Genomic DNA, 18626 nt, shown 5'->3' on the forward strand with positions numbered 1-18626 from the left:
AACAATCCCGTTCTCCGGTTAATATCTTATGATTTCCTGTTCCCTGACATAACCTCACATTTGCCAGATTCTGCGTCTATTTTATAAACATCGCATCCCCAAAGCTGAAGAATCGATATCTCTCTTTAACTGCTTCTTCATATGCCGCAAGCACATGCTCTCTTCCGGCAAGCGCACTTACCAGCATGATCAGCGTTGACTCCGGTAAATGGAAGTTCGTGATCAGGCAGTCCAGTACCTTGAATTTATAGCCCGGATAGATGAAAATCTCTGTCCATCCACTACACTCTTTTAACTTTCCGTTTTCATCAGCCGCAGATTCTACGGTCCGGCAGCTTGTCGTTCCGACGCAGATCACCCGGTGTCCGCTCTCTTTCGCACGGTTGATCTTTTCTGCCTCAGATGCCTCGATCCGGTAGAATTCCGAATGCATATGGTGATCCAGAATATCATCCGCTTTTACCGGACGGAAAGTTCCAAGTCCGACATGAAGCGTTACATGCGCAATCTCCACACCTTCTGCTTTGATTTCTTCCAGAAGCTCCGGTGTAAAATGCAGTCCTGCCGTCGGAGCAGCCGCAGATCCAGAATGCTTTGCATACACGGTCTGGTAACGATTCTTGTCCTCCAGCTGATGGGTGATGTAAGGCGGAAGCGGCATCTGTCCAAGCTGATCCAGAATCTCTTCAAAAATTCCTTCGTATTCAAAATGGATCAGACGGTTTCCTTCCTCTACAACCTCCAGAACTTCCCCTTTCAGAAGACCGTCCCCGAAGCTGACTCTTGCTCCGGGTTTCATCTTCTTTCCTGGTTTTACAAGTGTTTCCCAGACATCATTTCCTTTTCGTTTTAAAAGAAGAACTTCGACTTTTCCGCCGGTTCCTTCTTTTTCACCGATCAGTCTTGCCGGGATAACCTTGGTATCATTGATCACAAGGCAGTCTCCCGGTTTGAGATAATCTTTGATTTCACGGAAAATGTGATGACTGGTTGCACCGGTTTTTTTATCAAGAACAAGCAGTCTGGAACTGGATCTGTCTTCAAGCGGATCCTGCGCGATCAGCTCTTCCGGTAAATCAAAATAAAAATCCTGTCGTTTCATTCTTTTGACCTCTTTTCGCCTACTTACGAAGCTCGATACCCATTTCCTCCAGTGCCTTTAAGATACGGTTCATAGCAGCTGAAATGTCAGCTTCTTCCAGAGTCTTATCTTTTGCACGGAATGTGATAGAGTAAGCAACAGACTTGAAGCCTGCCTTGATCTGAGCGCCTTCATAGATATCGAACAGCTTATAGCTTTCCAGATAAGCGCCACCCTTGTTCTCGATCACTTCTTCAACCTGTCCTACCAGGATGGATTTTGGCATTACCATACTGATATCACGGCTGACTGCCGGGTATTTTGCAATTCCTTCGTATTTTCTTTCAAATGTTGCAAGCTCTGTGATCTGTGGCATATCAATGACAGCAACGTATGCTCTTTCACCGATTCCATAGATATCAGCAACTTCCGGATGAACCTCACCCATGTATCCGACAACCTTTCCATCGTAAACGATGTTTGCCTGACGTCCCGGATGAAGGAAGTTCTTTCCTGCATTTGGATCATAGGTTTCTTTCTTATGAAGTCCGACTTTTTCAAAGAACTCTTCTACAACACCTTTCATACTGAAGAAGTCTCCATCTCCGTACATTCCAAGTGTAAACTGCATTCTTTCGTCCGGCAGTTCTGTCAGTGGAAGTGCCTTTGGAAGATAAATATTTCCAAGCTCGTACAGACGGACATTTTTATTTCTTCTGTTGTAGTTTGTTGCAAGAGATGTCAGCATACCATTCAGAGATGTTGTACGCATGACACTGTAATCTTCTCCAAGCGGGTTCATGATCTGGATTGCCTGACGCATCGGATCATCCTTGTCGAGGAGGAGCTTGTCAAATACCTTCGGGCTTTCAAATGAATAAGTCATTCCCTGGCTGAATCCACAGAATTCTGCAATATTTCTTGCTACTTCTTCCACACGAAGCTTGAAAGAAAGCTTACCAGTTGTAGCTTCACCTGTAGGCAGTGTAGTCGGGATATTATCATATCCGTAGAATCTTGCTACTTCTTCCGCAAGATCGGCGATACGGAATAAGTCATGACGGAAGGTTGGTGCGATCACTTCTTTTGCTTCTGCATCATATTCCAGGTCGATCTTTTCAAAATATTTGATCATATCTTCTTCCGGGATGTCTGTTCCGAGAAGTGCATTGATCTTGTCGGCATCAAATGGTACACGTACAGGTTCTTTTTTCTTGCTGTATACATCAACCATTCCTCCGACAACTTCACCGGCTCCCATTTCTTCAATCAGCTGGCAGGCACGGTTGATTGCATCCTCTGCATTATTCGGATCCAGTCCCTTTTCAAATTTACCGGATGCATCGGTACGAAGTCCGACTTTCTTGCTGGATTTACGGATGTTGGTTCCATCGAAGCATGCAGCTTCAAATAACATGGTCTGTACATTGTCAGTGATCATGGAATTTTCGCCACCCATGATTCCGGCAATACCTACCGCTTTTTCGCCATCACAGATCATCAGAACAGAATCATCCATTTCTCTTTCCTGACCATCCAGTGTTACGAATTTTTCTCCTTTATGGGCATTGCGGACGATGATCTGATGACCTGCGATGGTATCCAGATCATAAGCATGCATTGGCTGTCCGTATTCTTCCATTACATAGTTTGTGATATCAACAAGGTTGTTGATCGGACGGATTCCTACGGAAGAAAGTCTTCTCTGCATCCATTTCGGTGAAGGTCCGATCTTGATATTTTTTACGACTCTTGCACAGTAACGTGGGCAAAGGTCTGTATTTTCTACTTTTACTTTGATGTAATCATTGACATCTTCATCATTTCCGGTTGATGTTACAACCGGTGGCTTGAATTCTTTGCGGAATGTCGCTGCAACTTCTCTTGCGATACCAACCACGCTGAAGCAGTCTACACGGTTGGAGGTGATCTCATATTCAAATACGACATCATCCAGTCCGAGTGCCTTTACTGCACTTTCTCCGACAACTGCGTCATCATCAAAAATGTAGATTCCATATTCCGGTGCTTCCGGATACATATTTCTGTCTGAACCAAGTTCTTCGATCGAACACATCATTCCGTAGCTATCGACTCCACGGAGTTTTCCTTTTTTGATCTTGATTCCGCCTTCTACTCTCTGCCCAGGCTCATGTCCGCCCGCAACGCGTCCGCCATCCAGAACAACCGGTACCTTGTCTCCTTCTTTTACGTTCGGAGCACCTGTAACAATCTGCACCGTCTCTGTTCCTACATTTACCTGGCAGATGATCAGTTTATCTGCATCCGGATGTTTTTCAATTTTCTCAATCTGTCCTACTACGATCTTGTCCAGATCAGCATCCAGCTTTGTAAAACCTTCTACTTTTGTTCCGGAAAGAGTCATTGCATCTGTATATTCCTGCGCTGTTACGTCAAGATCCGGAACATACGCTTTAATCCATGATAATGAAGTATCCATTTTATATCTCCTTCTGATTTGTTTATATATTTCTCTTATTCAGTCTCCAAAATCCAGCATCTTTCGATGCTGCCGCAGCTCTTCGCACTGCTCTCTGATTTTGTCGTGCTCACTAGAACTGTTTCAGGAATCTGATATCGTTCTCGTAGAGGAGGCGCATGTCGTCGATCTCGTATTTGAGAAGGGCGATCCTTTCAAGTCCTACTCCGAATGCAAATCCAGTGTATTCTTCCGGATCGATTCCGCACATTTCGAGTACGTGTGGGTGAACCATACCACAGCCGAGGATTTCAATCCATCCTGATCCTTTACAGAAACGGCAGCCTTTTCCGCCACACTTGAAGCATGATACGTCTACTTCTGCACTTGGCTCTGTGAATGGGAAATGATGCGGACGGAATTTTGTCTTGGTATCTGGTCCGAAAAGTTCTTTTGCAAATACTTCCAGAGTTCCCTTTAAGTCAGCAAAGGAAATATTTTTATCGATTACCAGTCCTTCGATCTGATGGAAGGATGGTGAATGGGTTGCATCCACTTCGTCAGAACGGAATACTCGTCCCGGTGCGATCATACGGATCGGGAGCTTGCCCTGTTCCATCACACGTGCCTGAACCGGTGATGTCTGGGTACGAAGCACGATGTCTTTGTTGATATAGAATGTATCCTGTTCATCTTTTGCCGGATGATCTGCAGGAATATTCAGTTTTTCAAAGTTGTAAAGGTCATATTCTACTTCCGGTCCTTCCACAACTTCGTATCCCATACCGATGAAGATACGCTCTACTTCTTCCAGAGCGATCGTATTCGGATGACGATGACCTACTGTATTTTTCTTGGAAGGAAGTGTTACGTCAATAACTTCCTGTTTTAATTTTTCTTCACGGATTGCAGCATCCATTTTCTTCTTTGTCTCATCAAGAAGTTCTTCGATAGCAGCTCTTGTCTCATTCACAAGCTGTCCTACCTTCGGACGTTCTTCCGGAGCTACATCTTTCATTCCTTTTAATACGGCTGTCAGTTCTCCTTTTTTACCAAGGAATTTGACACGTACATCATTTAATTTCTCCGGTACATCAGAAGCCTGGATCTGCTTAATGGCTTCCTGTTTGATGCTCTCAAGTCTTTCTTTCATGATATCCTCCTTAAAACTTGTTTTGGCTATTCATTTGCGACTATAACAGGAAATAAAATTTCCTGTGGAAGAAAAAAGAATGTGCCTTGGCACATTCTGGCACCTGCGGCGATCGCTTGTGACATCTTCCTTATACGCCGCAGTGCACATCCTCGCGGAGCGTTTTTATATATTAGGAAAGAACACTTTCCTAATATATAAAAAAATCGCCCCTAAAAAGGGACGAGATAAATCGCGGTACCACCCTGTTTCCTGCTATTTGAATAACAGGCACTCGGACTGCGTAACGTGCAGGGACGTCGTTTTCTACTTTATTTTCAAAAACGCAGCTCACGTGGGAAATTCGTTTCCTGCCTGAACCGGGGAGAACTTACAGCCGGGGATTCTCCTTCTCTGTCGGAAAACAGTTCACTACTTACACGGTCATTGCTTTTATTATATGTCATATACTTAATTATTGTAACATATGATTTTTTTATGTCAAGCGGTTTTATCTGATAGATTCACCGTTTATCTACGCAAAAATCATATTCCGGAACCTGGATGCTGCTTTTTGCAGAACTAATCCTTTTCCAGGATATCCCTCTTTGCATCTACCCAGATACAGTTAATAAGCCCTCCCAGCAGCATCACATACATACAAAAATACAGCCACAGCATCACAAGAATGATCGCCGTCATACTTCCGTACAGACCGGAAAATCCTTTGAAGATTGTCAGATACATTGAAAAAACAAACGAGATCACCAGCCATCCCAGAGAACAGAAAATAGATCCCAGAATCAAATCCCGGAACGGAAGCTTTCGGTTCGGCAAAAAGTGATATACCAGAAGCGAAATTCCAGTCATAACAACAAATGAAATCACTGTTCTCAAACGCATGATCATATCCGTCGTCTCCGCAAGAAACGGAATTTTGTGATATATAAAAATACTGATATTATTACCAAACACAGAAAGTACCAGAGCCATCACGATCGCTGCAATGAACAGGATCGTATAGATGGATGCCCGGATTCTTAAAAATACATAATTTCGTGTCTCACGAAGCTCATATGCACAGTTCAGTCCTGTACTAACCGCAAGTACTCCTTTACCTGCTGACCACAATGCTACAATCGCAGTGATCGGAATGACCGTTTTCGACTGGTTATATACTTCATTTACAATGCCAACCATAAAATCCTGCATATTTGTCTCCGGAAACAAATTTACCACTGCAGTCATAACATCTGCTTTTGTCACCGGAGTATATTGTATGATAGCAAGAAGCAGCAAAATAATCGGGATCATACTCAGCACAAAAAAATAAGCAGACTGGGCCGCGTATGCTCCCACATGCTTTTGTGACACCTGCCCTGTAATTTCCCGAATCTTGTTTATCGTTTTCATCATATAATAACTCCATTTATCTTATCGGCAGTTTCATTTTTCAAAATAGTTTATCACATTTTCACTTCTTTGAAAACCCAAAAAAACAGTTGCTCTCGCAACTGTCCTTTATCTTTTGTAGTCCCCCGAAATGCCGTTTTCCGTTTTTTGACTCCTAGCACTCCGCTAGGTGGGCGACCGCATCTGCTTTTCTGCCTTCCCCTGCGCAATGAGGGCCTGACATATTACAGAGATATAAGAATCCCGTTTAAAGTATTGTAGGTTCAAAAATACGGAAGTCTCGAACATTCCAGGTTTTCTAAAGCCTATTATAGACCATCAGCCGTGTTTTTTCAACTGTTAATCGTTGAAGATATTTACTTTTTTTACCAGAAATTAAAATACGTTTAACGTACCCATTTCCCGCTTTTTCCACCGGACTTTTCAAGCAGATGGATTTCTCTGATCTCCATTCCCCGGTCAACCGCCTTGCACATATCATAGATTGTAAGAAGAGCGGTATTTACCCCGGTCAGTGCTTCCATTTCCACACCGGTCCTGCCAGTACATGCCGTGTGGCAGATTGCCCGGATCCCATGCTCTTCTTCCAGATATTCAAAATCAATCTCGACTTTGGTAAGGTTTAACAGATGGCACAGCGGAATCAGTTCTGCTGTCTTTTTTGCACCCATGATCCCGGCAATTCTTGCTACGCCAAGAACATCTCCTTTTTTCATGCTGCCTTCCTTTACTTTCTGAAAGCATTCTTCCGACATGCGGATCACCCCTGATGCAAGTGCTTCTCTTTTTGTCTCAGCCTTTGCCCCCACATCTACCATCACTGCATTACCATCTTCGTTAAAATGTGTAAATCCACTCATGATTTTTAACCTCTTTATTTTCTGGCACATTCGCCTTCTGTTCCCCGGAGGATTCCAAGCCCATGTCCAAGTTCAGGAAGCAGAAACTCCAGTGCTTCCTGTACTGCTTTGGGACTTCCCGGGAGATTGATGATCAGCGTTTTTTTTCGGATACCTGATACAGCTCTGCTGAACATAGCACGCTTTGTGATCGTCATCGAATAATTCCGGATTGCCTCTGCTATTCCGTTTGCCATCCGGTCACAGACATTTACCGTCGCCTCCGGTGTCCGGTCCCGCTCGGAGAATCCTGTTCCTCCAGTGGTGAAGATCACATTAAGCTGTCTCTGATCAGCCAGTCTGATCAGCTCTTTTTCCAATTTTTTCTGCTCATCCGGTAATAAAATCGTTTCTTTAATATCATATCCGGCATCTTTCAACATTTCGACAATCATGGGGCCGCTTTTGTCTTCTCGTTCTCCGGCAGCCCCTTTATCACTTAAAGTAATAACTGCCGCTGAAAATGGACGGTCACTTTTCACCTGTTCCATGACAACTTCATCTCCTACCTTGATATGACCTCCGGTGACGACTTCTGCAAAAACGCCCTCTCTTGGCATAATGCAGTCACCCATTCTCTTATAAATCTGACAATGACTGTGGCATTCTTTTCCAATCTGTGTCATCTCAAGTACCACATCTCCGATATGAAATCTTGTTCCAACCGGAAGCGCGCGAAAATCAAATCCTTCCACGATCAGATTTTCACCAAATGCACCATACGCAACTTCTGCCCCTTTTGCACGAAATTCCTGAATCTTTTCATCGGAAAGCAGACTGATCTGACGATGCCATTTTCCACCGTGCGCATCTCCTTCAATCCCCCAGTCCATTTTGACCATGGCTTCACGAACCTCATGTTTTTCGGTTCCTCTTTTTTCACTGATGCAGATTCCCTTCAGTCTTCCCATTTTTATGTTTATCCTCCGATCTGTGACATATTTTTCTGTTCTGTAATAAAATTCTGCTCCTCAAAATGATGCATCTTCGGTTTTCCACGGATCGCCTGTTCGAGACATTTCCGGATTTCTTCTTCCGATCCGTGTCTTGCTGCCTCAAAAACGGAGATAGTATCTGCATAGCACAGACACGCTTTTAACTTTCCGGTTGATGTCATCCGGATCCGGTTACATCTGTCACAGAATTTTCCATGCAATGCACTGATCAGACCGATTTTCCCCTGAAAACCAGGCAGTTGATAATACACAGCAGGTCCGTTCCCAAACCGTCCCTCTAACGGATAAAACTCTCCTTCTATTCCATAAGCTTCTTTCAGTTTTCCAAGCACCCAGGCACCGGAAATGCCATTCTCTGCTCTTCCCTGTCCAATCGGCATCAATTCAATAAAACGGACATCCAGCTTGTTCTTTTTCGCCAACTCTGCCAGACTTTTCCATTCCTCCTCATTGACTCCTTTTTGCAGGACCGTGTTGATCTTTACCCGGATCTCGCTTTTTTCTGCCATGAAAATGGATTTTCTGACTCTTTCCAGTTCATCTGCCCCGGTAATCTCCTGATATTTTTCCGGAATCAGTGTATCCAGACTGATATTCACCGCATCCAGCCCCGCTGCAAGAAGATCTTCCAGATTCTCACCCAGAAGAACCCCATTTGTCGTCATTGTTACTTCTTCTGTGCCCGGAATCTGCCGGATCATCCGGATCAGATCTGCGCATCCTTTTCTGACCAGAGGCTCCCCTCCGGTAATCTTAAACCTGGTAATCCCGATCCGGACAGCCTCCCTGCAGATTCGTTCAATCTCCTCATAAGTCAGGATTTCTGACATAGGAATCCACTTTGCGCCATCCGGCATGCAGTACCTGCATCGCAGATTACAGCGGTCTGTGATTGAAATTCTCATATATTCAATTGTTCGTCCATAAGAATCTCTCACAGCCTTTTCCATCCTTTCTTAATTCCAGAGTGGTTCCAGTAACACCTCGATCGTACCGCCGCAGACCATGCCTTCTTCCTCCGCATCATCTCCGGTCATATCCACATATTCTGTCTTTAGTCCTGTATTATTTTCATGCATCATGACTCTCGCTTTTCTTAAAACCTCTGCCTCCATACAGCCGCCTCCGATGGTTCCAACACAGCTGCCGTCTTCCAGGATCAGCATCTTGGATCCCACATTTCTTGGTGCAGAACCCTTTCTTGTAATGATCGTTGCAAGCATCTTCTTTCCCGGATGAACGATATCCAGGATTGCTTCCAGCAAGTCTTCCGGATAACCGCAGACTCTCTTGTTCTGATTCTTTACTTCGATGATTTCCGCCATGATCGCCACACCGATCTCCTCCGGTGTCTCAGCACCGATGTTCAGACCAATCGGACTTTTTATCTCGCCGATTACTTCCTGGCTGCATCCTTTTTCAATCAGATTCTGCTTTACCATCGCACTTCTTCGCCGGCTTCCGATCATTCCGATATAAGCATGTTCCTTCCCAACGATCTTCTCCAGACAAACCTGATCATATCTGTGACCTCTGGTCAGTACAACAAAATACGTATCCTTGTCTCCTTCGATCTGATCCAGGGCATCTTCAAACGGCTGGCAGATCACTTCCGTTGCACCCGCATTTCTGGCATGATCGGCAAACTGCGGACGATCTTCAAGAACCGTGACTTTCCATCCAAGCATAATCCCGATTTTGATCACCGGCACCGATACGTGACCACCGCCACAAATGACCAGATGCTCCTGCCCTCCAATTATATCACAAAACACCTGCTGCTCTCTGATTTCATAAAGTCCACATTTTTTCAAGTCTCCTGATTCTGAAAAATGTTCTGAAAAGAAACCATTTTCTTTACTTTCCCAGATTATTTTTTTCTCCGCCAAAATTGCTTTTTCTCCGGCTGCGGATCCTTTTGCCACTGTCAGAAGAACGTAATCCCCCGGCTTTGGTAAATCTTTTAATATCTCAAATACATTTTCCATCCAATCTCATCTACCCTACTACATATTTATTCAGTCTGTCAAATGCTTCTTTTAATACGGTTCCATCCTGAAACGGATCGGAATCTTCCGGCATTTGATCTCTCGCATGACGTTTTCTTTTATCCACATCACATTTTCTCTGTCATACAATACTTTTATTGTAACAAATTTTTCCGTCAAATGAAATAAGAAGGTGCAGCTCTTTTTGTCTGCACCTTCCCTTTTCCTTTATTTTGTGATCTGATTTTAAAAATATTTTGCATTCAGCTTTTTGACTGTCCATGCAAACCATACCAGTACCGCAAGTACCAGTACTAACATCACCCAGAATAATTTTCCTGTACTCTGCACGTAAGTATTATACAGATCTTCTGCGCCGTACAGGATCAGCACAACCGCAAGCACAAGAAGCTTCGGTCCTGCTGCTGCCCTGTATGCTTCCTTATCCTTACACTTCTTTATATTCGTATCTTTTGGTACAAGAATTGATGTATTGATGATTCCTTTGAATTTAAGCTGAAACCATGCATACAGGCTATACAATCCCGCTCCAATACCAATAATCCCGAAAATTCCTTCCATTCCGTTCATTCTTTTGCCTTCTCCTGTTTATTTTACGCCAAGAATATTCTTAACTGTCTGCTCCATCTGATCCACATCACATTCCGTATTGTGACGGATCTCGGCATTCATGATCTCTTTGATGGCATTCGGAATCTCTGTACCGGATACTTTCTGAAGCTCCTCGATCAGTTTGAAATCATCCTGTCCTTTATACTTCGGATCGATCGCTGACATAACGCTTCCTGCAAATTTATATGGACTTGCTGTGGATGCGATTACTGTCTTTCTGTCATCTTTACTGTCTTCTCTGTAAGCTTTATACACCGTTGCAGCTACCGCCGTATGGGTATCCATTACATAACCGGTATCTTCATATACATCATGGATTGTCTTTGCGACCTGCTCTTCTGTCGCATATCCTGCCGCAAAATCAGCCAGGTTTGCTTTCATCTCACCTGTAATCGCGTAACTTCCCTTTGTCTTCAGCTCAGTCATAAGATCCGTATCTTTTCTTGCATCTTCTCCTGAGATCTTGTAGATCAGACGCTCTAAGTTGCTGGAGATCAGAATATCCATGGACGGAGATGTTGTAAGAACAAATTCACGGTTACGGTCATAAGTTCCTGTCTGGAAAAAGTCATAGAGAACTTTGTTCTCATTGGATGCACAGATCAGCTTTGCAATCGGGATTCCCATATTCTTTGCGTAGTATGCAGCCAGAATATTTCCAAAGTTACCGGTCGGTACAACTACATTGATCTCTTCATCTTCCGCAATCTCTTCATTCTGAAGAAGCTTCGCATAAGCATATACATAATATACAACCTGCGGAACCAGACGTCCGATATTGATAGAGTTGGCAGATGAGAACTGGTAGCCTGCTTCATTTAACTCTTTTTCCAGCTCTTTGTTCTCGAACATTGCCTTCACACCGCTCTGTGCGTTGTCAAAGTTACCGTGGATCGCAACAACAGAAGTATTGTCTCCTTTCTGTGTTACCATCTGCAGCTCCTGTACTCGGCTGACTCCGTTCTTCGGATAGAATACGATGATCTTGGTTCCTTCTACATCTGCAAATCCTGCAAGTGCAGCTTTTCCTGTATCCCCGGATGTTGCAGTCAGAATGACGATCTCATTCTTCACCTGATTCTTCTTTGCAGAAGTAGTCAGAAGGTGCGGAAGAATGGAAAGTGCCATATCTTTGAATGCGATCGTTGCTCCGTGGAACAGTTCCAGATAATAAGCATCCTCCACCTTCGCAAGCGGTGCAATCTCTTCGGTATCAAACTTACTGTCGTAAGCCTTTGCGATACAGCTCTTCAGCTCTTCTTCTGTAAAGTCTGTCAGGAATTCCTTCATAACTGTATATGCGATTTCCTGATAGGTCATCTCTTTGAGCTCACCAAGCGACACCGGAAGCTTCGGAATCGAAACCGGTACAAATAATCCGCCGTCATCTGCCAGCCCTTTTAAGATTGCCTGGGAAGCTGTTACTGTCTTTTCTGCATCTCTTGTACTCTTATAAAGTAAATTCATGGTTCTCCACCCTTCTTATTCTTTCTGATTCACTTCAGCAATCTACTAAAGTATTTTCCTATTTAGCGATTATAGCATAAGAACCTTTCAAGTGCAATGCCATCCTTATCTGCGTTTCCACTTTCGTCCACACATCCGGCTCAGAAGAAAACACAGGAGCAGTGCCCCGGTCAGAATAACACCGATCAGAAATATCAGAATCTTTACATAAGATCCATCTCCGGTTGCAACCGTCTTTGCTTTCTCAGTTTCCTTTGGCTTTTCCGGACTTTCCGGTTTTTCCTCTTCTGCCGGCTTTTCCTTTTTATAGGTTACACTCTGTCCTTCGTCCTCCAGATCTGCGTGCGCTGCAACCAGCTTTTCCTCCAGATACACTTCCTCAAATACAACAACCTGTTCTCCTTTAAGCTTCGTTGCATCAAACGTAAATTCCATCTGAATTTCTCCGAAATCTGTATCCGGGATCAGCTTTTTCTCTGCGGTCACTTCTTTTCCATCCTGAAGAACCGGCTTTTTGGTCTCCTTATCCATTAATGTGCCTTTAACTACATATTCTTTTCCAATCTCCAGATTTTTCCATTTTACCTGATCTATGACCGTTACCTGTTCTGTCCGTTTCCCGTTATGCGTTCCCGTTTCCCGATCAGATGCTCTTGTCCCGATCTCCGGTACGGGATGTTCATCATTTGTCAGTGTGCCCAGATCAATTACTCGCATTTCCTTTGTTACTTCCACCTCAAACGCAGGAATCAGCATCCGGTCTTCATTATTTTTACAAGACAGTTCTTCCACCAGATACGTTCCGTAAGGAAGCGCTCCTCTTGTATTATCCGGAGTTCCTTCCCCAAACCAGATCCCATCTTCACTTGTCTTCCCCTCATTCGTGTTGACGGTATGTGGATTCCAGTACGCACCGGTCGAAGCCTCCCCGTTTTTATCCGTCAGGATCACATGGCTCTCCCCAGTTGCCTGCGATGTGATCCGAAATGGGATATCCGCCAGTCTTTTCAAGGTTTTATCTGCCGCTTTCACCAGCTTTAAGTCCCCACGGATGAGCTTTTCCTTTATTTCCACTGGATTCCATATTTTCAGGGCTTTATAGCTTCCATTTTGCTCCGTTCCAGTCCTGATACAATGTGTAACGGTGTCCACCAGATACCCTTCCGGCGCATGCATCTCCCATACCGTAATCGTTCCAAGCGGAAGCTCGTTATTTTCAAAAAACGGATCTCCGCTGATCAAGTGCGCCTCATCCATCCGGACCACACCATCCGCATCCGACTTCAGCTTCCAACTCCTGAGCGGCACCTTCACACCGATCTCATTTTGATTGTCAAAAATGCTATCAAAAAATGCCACATGAAATTCAGCTCCCGCAAGAGAAAGTCCTGCCTGCGCCTGCCCTTTCCCTGTTTCCGCATCCTGCTTCCGGATCAGGATTTCCACCTTTGTCTTTTCCGGTTCATCCTGACACTCATAGGTCACGGTCTGTCCGGCATTCACCGTGATCTGCCGCAGCTTTGTGTCCAGTACATAGCCTTTCGGTGCTTTAGTCTCTTTGATGTCATAGGAACCCTCCGGCAGATTTTCTGCCTTCCCATATCCTTTCTTGTCTGTCCGGATTACGCAGACTGCCTCGGATGTCCCACTTTTACAGACGGTATACTCTGCCCCTTCCAGTGCGTAGAGCTGATTATCAGCCGTAATCCCTGACCTTGCAGAGCTCTTCATGATCTCCAGGCTTCCGTTATGGGTTGTCTTAAAAAGATATATCGTTGATCTGGATTTTGCCACAAGCTGTGAAATCTGATTACCACTCGACGGAATAGATGCCGAATGCCAGAACCGGTTATCGTTGCTATTATCTCCCCAGAAAAATCCGATATGGCAGTCTGCATCTTCTTCATCCCAGGAAACCGGCTCAAAATAGATCACATCTCCTTTTTGCGCTTTTCCGCCCGCAAGCAGCTCCTCAATGGTGTTGTAATGATAGGATTCCACGGCATTGTCTGTCATCCAATGAAACCAGTTGCTCGCATTGACCTTGCCGCCACGGAGACTTCCTTTGTCAATTCCTGACAGATCCGCTCCACATTTTTCCAGAACATAAGCGACAAACCCGGTACAGTTCATTGCCCCATTTCCACCGTAAGCTCCGTTCGGACGCATGCAGTTCTCTGCTGTCAGAGGATATCCGCTGTAAGGCGTTCCCAGATAATAACCGTCCTTTTCGTGTTTTTTTAACTCCTCAAGCACTTTTCCTGGCTCTGCTCCTAATTTTTCATCAAGTTTTACAATCGTTTCTTTCTTTGCGATTCTCTCTGCTGAGTTTGCAGATACGACAGGCATACTGCTGCCCGACAATGATACTACCGCCAGAATCACACTTAGTATTCCGGCAAAATGATTCTTCATATATTTCATAAAAGTTTCTCCTTCTGCCTTTTCAGGTCAGAAAAGAGAATATAAAAGACGAGTACCCTTACTATAAAGGAAGAGTACCCGCTTGTCAATAGTATTTTATTGTTGATCTGCCTCCAGAACGATCACACTTCTCGGTCCCACAAGAATTCTTTCCTCCGAAATCCGTACCGGATTCTGATAAATTTCCTGCTTTTTATCTCCAGTATTTGCCGCCACATGCCAACTATATCCGCCCGGAAGTTGTGGAAGTTCTACCCAGACACCTTCCCAGTATGGATTCATCAGAAGATACACACAGTCTTCTTTTGCCATTTTGTTATCATATCCGGCAAACATGACTGCCGCCGTCCGGATCTCCGGTCTGGAAAAATCCAGTTTCCACGGCACTTCACCGTGAAAGCTGATCTCCGGAAATCCAAGACTGCTCGCCCCTGCATCTCCTGTGATCGACGGATGCCGTTTCCGAAATGCCGTCATATAAGCACAAAAATCAAATACATCCTGAAACTTTTCTTTTCTTGTCCAGTCCAGCCAGGAAATCTCGTTATCCTGACAGTAGGCATTATTATTCCCGAACTGAGTATTGCCAAACTCATCACCTGCAAGGAACATCGGTGTCCCTCTGCTGCAAAGCAGGACCGCAAAAGCATTTTTCATCATCCGGTGGCGCAGTTCAACAACCATCACCTGATCAGTGTCCCCCTCTGCCCCACAGTTCCAGCTCCGGTTATCGTCACTTCCATCAAGATTTCCCCATCCATTAGCCTCATTATGCTTCTGGTTATACGAATAAAGATCATACAGGGTAAATCCATCATGGCAGGTCAGGAAATTCACAGAAGCATGTTTTCCGCGGATTCTGGTATCATAGATGTCCGGAGAACCGGCAATTCTCTGAAGCGCTGCTCCTGCTGCCCAAAGTCCCCCTTTTAAATATTCCCGCACGTCATCCCGGTATCTTCCGTTCCATTCTGACCATCTGCGGAATGCCGGAAAACTTCCGACCTGATAAAGTCCGCCGGCATCCCACGCCTCCGCGATCAGCTTTGTGTCTGCAAGCAGCGAATCATAGGCAAGATTCTTTACGAGTGGTGGATTTTCCATCGGTGACCCATCCTCATTTCTTCCCAGGATCGAGGCAAGATCAAACCTGAAGCCGTCCACCCGGTACTCTGCCACCCAGTATCGCAGACAATCCTGGATCATTTTGATCACCACCGGATGATTACAATTCACAGTATTTCCACAGCCACTGAAATTATAATATTTTCCATCGGGTGTCAACATATAATAAATCTGATTGTCAAATCCTTTAAACGAAATAAACGGTCCGCATTCATTTCCTTCTGCCGTATGGTTAAACACCACATCCAGGATTACTTCAATCTGGTTATCATGCAGTTCCCGGATCAGTTCTTTTAATTCTACTCCTTCCCGGTTGTATTCCGTTGATGCTGCATAGCTCGTATTCGGCGCAAAAAAGCTGACTGTATTATACCCCCAGTAATCAATCAGTTTCTTTCCATCAACCTCACGGCTCCCCTGCAGTTCATCAAATTCAAAGATCGGCATTAGCTCCACCGCATTAATCCCCAGTGTTTTCAGATAAGGAATTTTTTCTTTGATTCCGGCAAAGGTTCCAGGATGACGGACACTTTTGTCCATCTTCGTGAATCCCCTGACATGCATCTCATAGATGATCAGTTTTTCCATCGGGATCTTATCCGGCTTTTCACTGCCCCAGAAGAAATTATTCCGGACTACTCTGGCACGATATCCCCCTGTATTTAGTGCTTTTCCCCATACACTCTGTCCGGTAACTGCCTTTGCATACGGATCCAGTAAAATATGCTTTTTATCAAACAGCAGACCTTCCTTTGGTTTCCACGGTCCGTCCAGCCTGTACGCATATTCAAATTCTTCAATATCCAGTCCGAATACCATCATGGAAAATACATCCCCGATCCGGCAGTTTTCCGGAAATGGGATCACCGCATAAGGTTCCGGTTCCTTTCTGTGAAACAGAAGAAGTGCACATGTCACTGCCCCTTTTGAATGCACTGTAAAATTAACTGCCGACTGAAATGCAGTCGCACCCTCATCACGATACAGCCCGGGACAGATTTCAAATCCATTTACATTTTCTGTCGGAACCCATCTTGGCATCATTTCTTCCAGCATTTTACCAGCTCCTTCCATGTCATGTTTTCAGTATAGCACATTTTTCCGTTTACACATCTTTCCTTTCTGTATATAATATAAAGGATTACATATTTTTTTGCAGCAGACTCAAGGAGGTTTTTTATGACTGCACAGCATCTATATTATTTATTTCAGTGCTTCTTTATATATGCCTTTTTAGGCTGGTGTACAGAAGTTGCGTTTGCCGCTTTTAAAGAACATCGTTTTGTCAACCGTGGATTCTTAAATGGCCCGATCTGTCCGGTATACGGTTTCGGCGTGGTTGCAGTCATTCATTTTCTGACACCGCTTCGTTCCAACCTGCTCCTGCTATATCTCGGAAGTGCTATTCTTGTTACTGCAATCGAATGGCTGACCGGGTTCATTCTCGAAAAGGTTTTCCATAACAAATGGTGGGATTATTCTAATATGCCGCTCAATCTGAATGGATATGTGTGCCTTTTGTTTTCTCTGATCTGGGGAGTGTTCTGTGTTTTCATCGTAGATGTATTCCATCCACTGATTGACACACTGCTCTCACACATTCCTTTCCTTGTCGGTATCATTCTTGTATGTATTCTGGTGATTGCCGGACTTGCCGATCTCTATGTAACAGCATCCGGTATCCTGAAGCTCAACAAACGTCTTGAAAAAATGCAGGCCATTGCAGACGAACTTCATCAGATTTCCGACAAGCTTGGTGAATCAATCTACAAGCGTACCATTACAGCTATGGAAAAACAGGAAGAGTTCAAAGATACTGTATCTGAGAAGCAGGAAGAATTTAAATCTGCTATTTCCGAAAAACAGGAAGCAATTTCAGACACCCTTGCCGATGTTTCTGACGAAGTAAAAGAACAGATTACTCTTCTTCGCAGAAGCTACCTGGAAAATGTCAAAGCAACTTCTCATATGCAGAAGCGTATCATGAAAGCTTTCCCGAAAATGCAGAGCCGCAACTACAAAGAATCCTTTGAAGATCTTAGAAACAAACTGAAGGAAATGTCTCTCAAAAAATAACAGGCTGTAAAAAATCCATCTGGTTTTCTTTTAAAAAAAGAAATCAGATGGATTTTTTATCTTTAAAATTATGATGTGAGTGTCAAAAGTAAATTTTGCCACTCACTAATGTTTCCTCTTGATCTTGTCCAGATACGGAATCTCGATTGGATCGATTGCATCAAGTGGCTGTTCTTTATTGATCTTCTTTTTGCGTGTGTGCTTTTTCAGAAGTGCACCACCCCGGTTATAAAACCAGAAAGAAAAGATCAGAAGTTTATTGAATTTTCCAATTTTGTCTTTTGTCGTCTTCGTGTAATACTCCCCACCGGACTGGATCTCTCCTTTTTCCCTGATCTGCCGGATCAGATCCAGCTCTGTCTCAATCCGTACCGGAAATTCCGTATACCCCATGCCGACGCAGTCCAGCTTATGCGCATCACTTCCTCCGGTCCCCGGTTTTCCATATTTTTCAGCAAGATACTTCGCCCCTTCATTGGACTGTGGTGGCTCACATGCATTGAAAGTCTCTATAAAATCAAATTTTTCAATCAACTCCGGAGATTTCTGCCATCTTTTCGTATTCGTAAAACTCAAATACTTTTCCCCACACGGATGTGCCGGTCCACAGATTCCTCCATTGTGATGCACAAAATCAATCAGCAGCGAAAGCGGAAGCCCTCTCAGCTCCAGAAGGCGCATCTTTACTCCCTGTGGCATAATGATCAGAATGTGCCCCGCATCCAGTGTATCATACTCTATTCCTTTCAATACGACAAAATCTTTGTATTTTCTCCCTTTGATCGTATTCTTCCAATGCCGATATCCATTATAGGTGTCATGATCTGTAACCAGCATTCCGCCAATGCCTTTAGACTGCAGCTTTTTAATAAATTCTTCAATCGGCACTTTGCTGTCAATTGATCCTTCTCTTACATGACAATGCATATCTATCTTCATATTTTCATCTCCAGATCTTATATCGTTGATACTATTTTTATTATACCTCTTTT

At 44.1% G+C, this 18626-nt stretch carries 14 protein-coding genes, 1 other RNA gene and 1 other annotated feature; of the genes, 1 reads left to right on the plus strand and 14 read right to left on the minus strand.

Annotation, left to right across the window (positions count from 1 at the left end; all coding sequences use genetic code 11):
- Positions 1-76: 76 nt before the first annotated feature.
- The 13 genes from queA to glgX all read right to left on the minus strand — a co-directional run bounded on the left by queA (position 77) and on the right by glgX (position 16614).
- Positions 77-1102 carry a tRNA preQ1(34) S-adenosylmethionine ribosyltransferase-isomerase QueA gene (gene queA, locus PGW42_RS02725; protein ID WP_270202827.1) on the minus strand — a complete coding sequence of 342 codons (1026 nt, stop codon included), beginning with the start codon at positions 1100-1102 and terminating at the stop codon, positions 77-79.
- Between the two features lie 19 nt (positions 1103-1121).
- Positions 1122-3542 carry a phenylalanine--tRNA ligase subunit beta gene (gene pheT, locus PGW42_RS02730; protein ID WP_270202828.1) on the minus strand — a complete coding sequence of 807 codons (2421 nt, stop codon included), beginning with the start codon at positions 3540-3542 and terminating at the stop codon, positions 1122-1124.
- Between the two features lie 112 nt (positions 3543-3654).
- Complete coding sequence (gene pheS / locus PGW42_RS02735; RefSeq protein ID WP_008371846.1) at positions 3655-4674, minus strand: phenylalanine--tRNA ligase subunit alpha; 1020 nt, start codon at positions 4672-4674, stop codon at positions 3655-3657.
- Positions 4675-4889: 215 nt separating this feature from the next.
- Positions 4890-5110: a binding site (T-box leader), on the minus strand.
- A 125-nt stretch (positions 5111-5235) separates the two neighbouring features.
- The gene (locus PGW42_RS02740) at positions 5236-6069 is read right to left on the minus strand and encodes a YihY/virulence factor BrkB family protein (RefSeq protein ID WP_082421134.1); all 834 of its coding nucleotides are present in this window, start codon (positions 6067-6069) and stop codon (positions 5236-5238) included.
- Positions 6070-6184: 115 nt separating this feature from the next.
- A non-coding RNA gene (gene ssrS / locus PGW42_RS02745) (6S RNA) lies at positions 6185-6365 on the minus strand.
- Between the two features lie 87 nt (positions 6366-6452).
- Complete coding sequence (moaC, locus tag PGW42_RS02750) at positions 6453-6926, minus strand: cyclic pyranopterin monophosphate synthase MoaC (protein ID WP_055261333.1); 474 nt, start codon at positions 6924-6926, stop codon at positions 6453-6455.
- A gap of 14 nt (positions 6927-6940) precedes the next feature.
- Positions 6941-7876 carry an MOSC domain-containing protein gene (locus PGW42_RS02755; protein ID WP_055157405.1) on the minus strand — a complete coding sequence of 312 codons (936 nt, stop codon included), beginning with the start codon at positions 7874-7876 and terminating at the stop codon, positions 6941-6943.
- An 8-nt stretch (positions 7877-7884) separates the two neighbouring features.
- A complete protein-coding gene (gene moaA, locus PGW42_RS02760; protein ID WP_270202829.1) occupies positions 7885-8859 on the minus strand; it encodes a GTP 3',8-cyclase MoaA in 975 nt (324 codons plus the stop codon).
- 18 nt (positions 8860-8877) lie between these two features.
- Positions 8878-9909, minus strand: a complete 1032-nt coding sequence (locus PGW42_RS02765; RefSeq protein ID WP_173825613.1) for an XdhC family protein — start codon at positions 9907-9909, stop codon at positions 8878-8880.
- A 246-nt stretch (positions 9910-10155) separates the two neighbouring features.
- Positions 10156-10500: a hypothetical protein gene (locus PGW42_RS02770; RefSeq protein WP_022220753.1), complete on the minus strand. Its 345-nt coding sequence runs from the start codon at positions 10498-10500 to the stop codon at positions 10156-10158.
- Between the two features lie 18 nt (positions 10501-10518).
- Positions 10519-12009: a threonine synthase gene (gene thrC, locus PGW42_RS02775; protein ID WP_173825616.1), complete on the minus strand. Its 1491-nt coding sequence runs from the start codon at positions 12007-12009 to the stop codon at positions 10519-10521.
- Between the two features lie 105 nt (positions 12010-12114).
- On the minus strand, positions 12115-14433 hold the full coding sequence (locus PGW42_RS02780) for a VaFE repeat-containing surface-anchored protein (protein WP_270202830.1): 2319 nt from the start codon (positions 14431-14433) through the stop codon (positions 12115-12117).
- A gap of 96 nt (positions 14434-14529) precedes the next feature.
- The gene (gene glgX / locus PGW42_RS02785) at positions 14530-16614 is read right to left on the minus strand and encodes a glycogen debranching protein GlgX (protein WP_243272606.1); all 2085 of its coding nucleotides are present in this window, start codon (positions 16612-16614) and stop codon (positions 14530-14532) included.
- A 123-nt stretch (positions 16615-16737) separates the two neighbouring features.
- On the opposite strand from glgX, the gene PGW42_RS02790 reads away from it, so the two are divergent.
- Positions 16738-17634 (plus strand): putative ABC transporter permease, encoded by an 897-nt coding sequence (locus PGW42_RS02790; protein ID WP_195501973.1) that lies wholly within the window; start codon positions 16738-16740, stop codon positions 17632-17634.
- A 105-nt stretch (positions 17635-17739) separates the two neighbouring features.
- Here PGW42_RS02790 and PGW42_RS02795 read toward each other — a convergent pair whose 3' ends face one another.
- Positions 17740-18573, minus strand: coding sequence for a PHP domain-containing protein (locus tag PGW42_RS02795; protein ID WP_117555728.1), 834 nt, complete (start codon positions 18571-18573; stop codon positions 17740-17742).
- Positions 18574-18626: the final 53 nt, after the last annotated feature.

It is taken from the genome of Coprococcus sp. TM115-187, from assembly GCF_027679115.1.
In the GTDB taxonomy this organism is placed as follows: Bacteria; Bacillota; Clostridia; order Lachnospirales; family Lachnospiraceae; genus Allocoprococcus; species Allocoprococcus comes.

Coding starts and splice junctions, on each gene's coding strand:
- PGW42_RS02790 (WP_195501973.1), top strand. CDS start 16,738: ATGACTGCACAGCATCTATATTATTTATTTCAGTGCTTCTTTATATAT.
- thrC (WP_173825616.1), bottom strand. CDS start 12,009: ATGAATTTACTTTATAAGAGTACAAGAGATGCAGAAAAGACAGTAACA.
- moaC (WP_055261333.1), bottom strand. CDS start 6,926: ATGAGTGGATTTACACATTTTAACGAAGATGGTAATGCAGTGATGGTA.
- queA (WP_270202827.1), bottom strand. CDS start 1,102: ATGAAACGACAGGATTTTTATTTTGATTTACCGGAAGAGCTGATCGCG.
- PGW42_RS02795 (WP_117555728.1), bottom strand. CDS start 18,573: ATGAAGATAGATATGCATTGTCATGTAAGAGAAGGATCAATTGACAGC.
- PGW42_RS02755 (WP_055157405.1), bottom strand. CDS start 7,876: ATGGGAAGACTGAAGGGAATCTGCATCAGTGAAAAAAGAGGAACCGAA.
- pheT (WP_270202828.1), bottom strand. CDS start 3,542: ATGGATACTTCATTATCATGGATTAAAGCGTATGTTCCGGATCTTGAC.
- PGW42_RS02765 (WP_173825613.1), bottom strand. CDS start 9,909: ATGGAAAATGTATTTGAGATATTAAAAGATTTACCAAAGCCGGGGGAT.
- PGW42_RS02740 (WP_082421134.1), bottom strand. CDS start 6,069: ATGATGAAAACGATAAACAAGATTCGGGAAATTACAGGGCAGGTGTCA.
- pheS (WP_008371846.1), bottom strand. CDS start 4,674: ATGAAAGAAAGACTTGAGAGCATCAAACAGGAAGCCATTAAGCAGATC.
- PGW42_RS02780 (WP_270202830.1), bottom strand. CDS start 14,433: ATGAAATATATGAAGAATCATTTTGCCGGAATACTAAGTGTGATTCTG.
- glgX (WP_243272606.1), bottom strand. CDS start 16,614: ATGCTGGAAGAAATGATGCCAAGATGGGTTCCGACAGAAAATGTAAAT.
- PGW42_RS02770 (WP_022220753.1), bottom strand. CDS start 10,500: ATGAACGGAATGGAAGGAATTTTCGGGATTATTGGTATTGGAGCGGGA.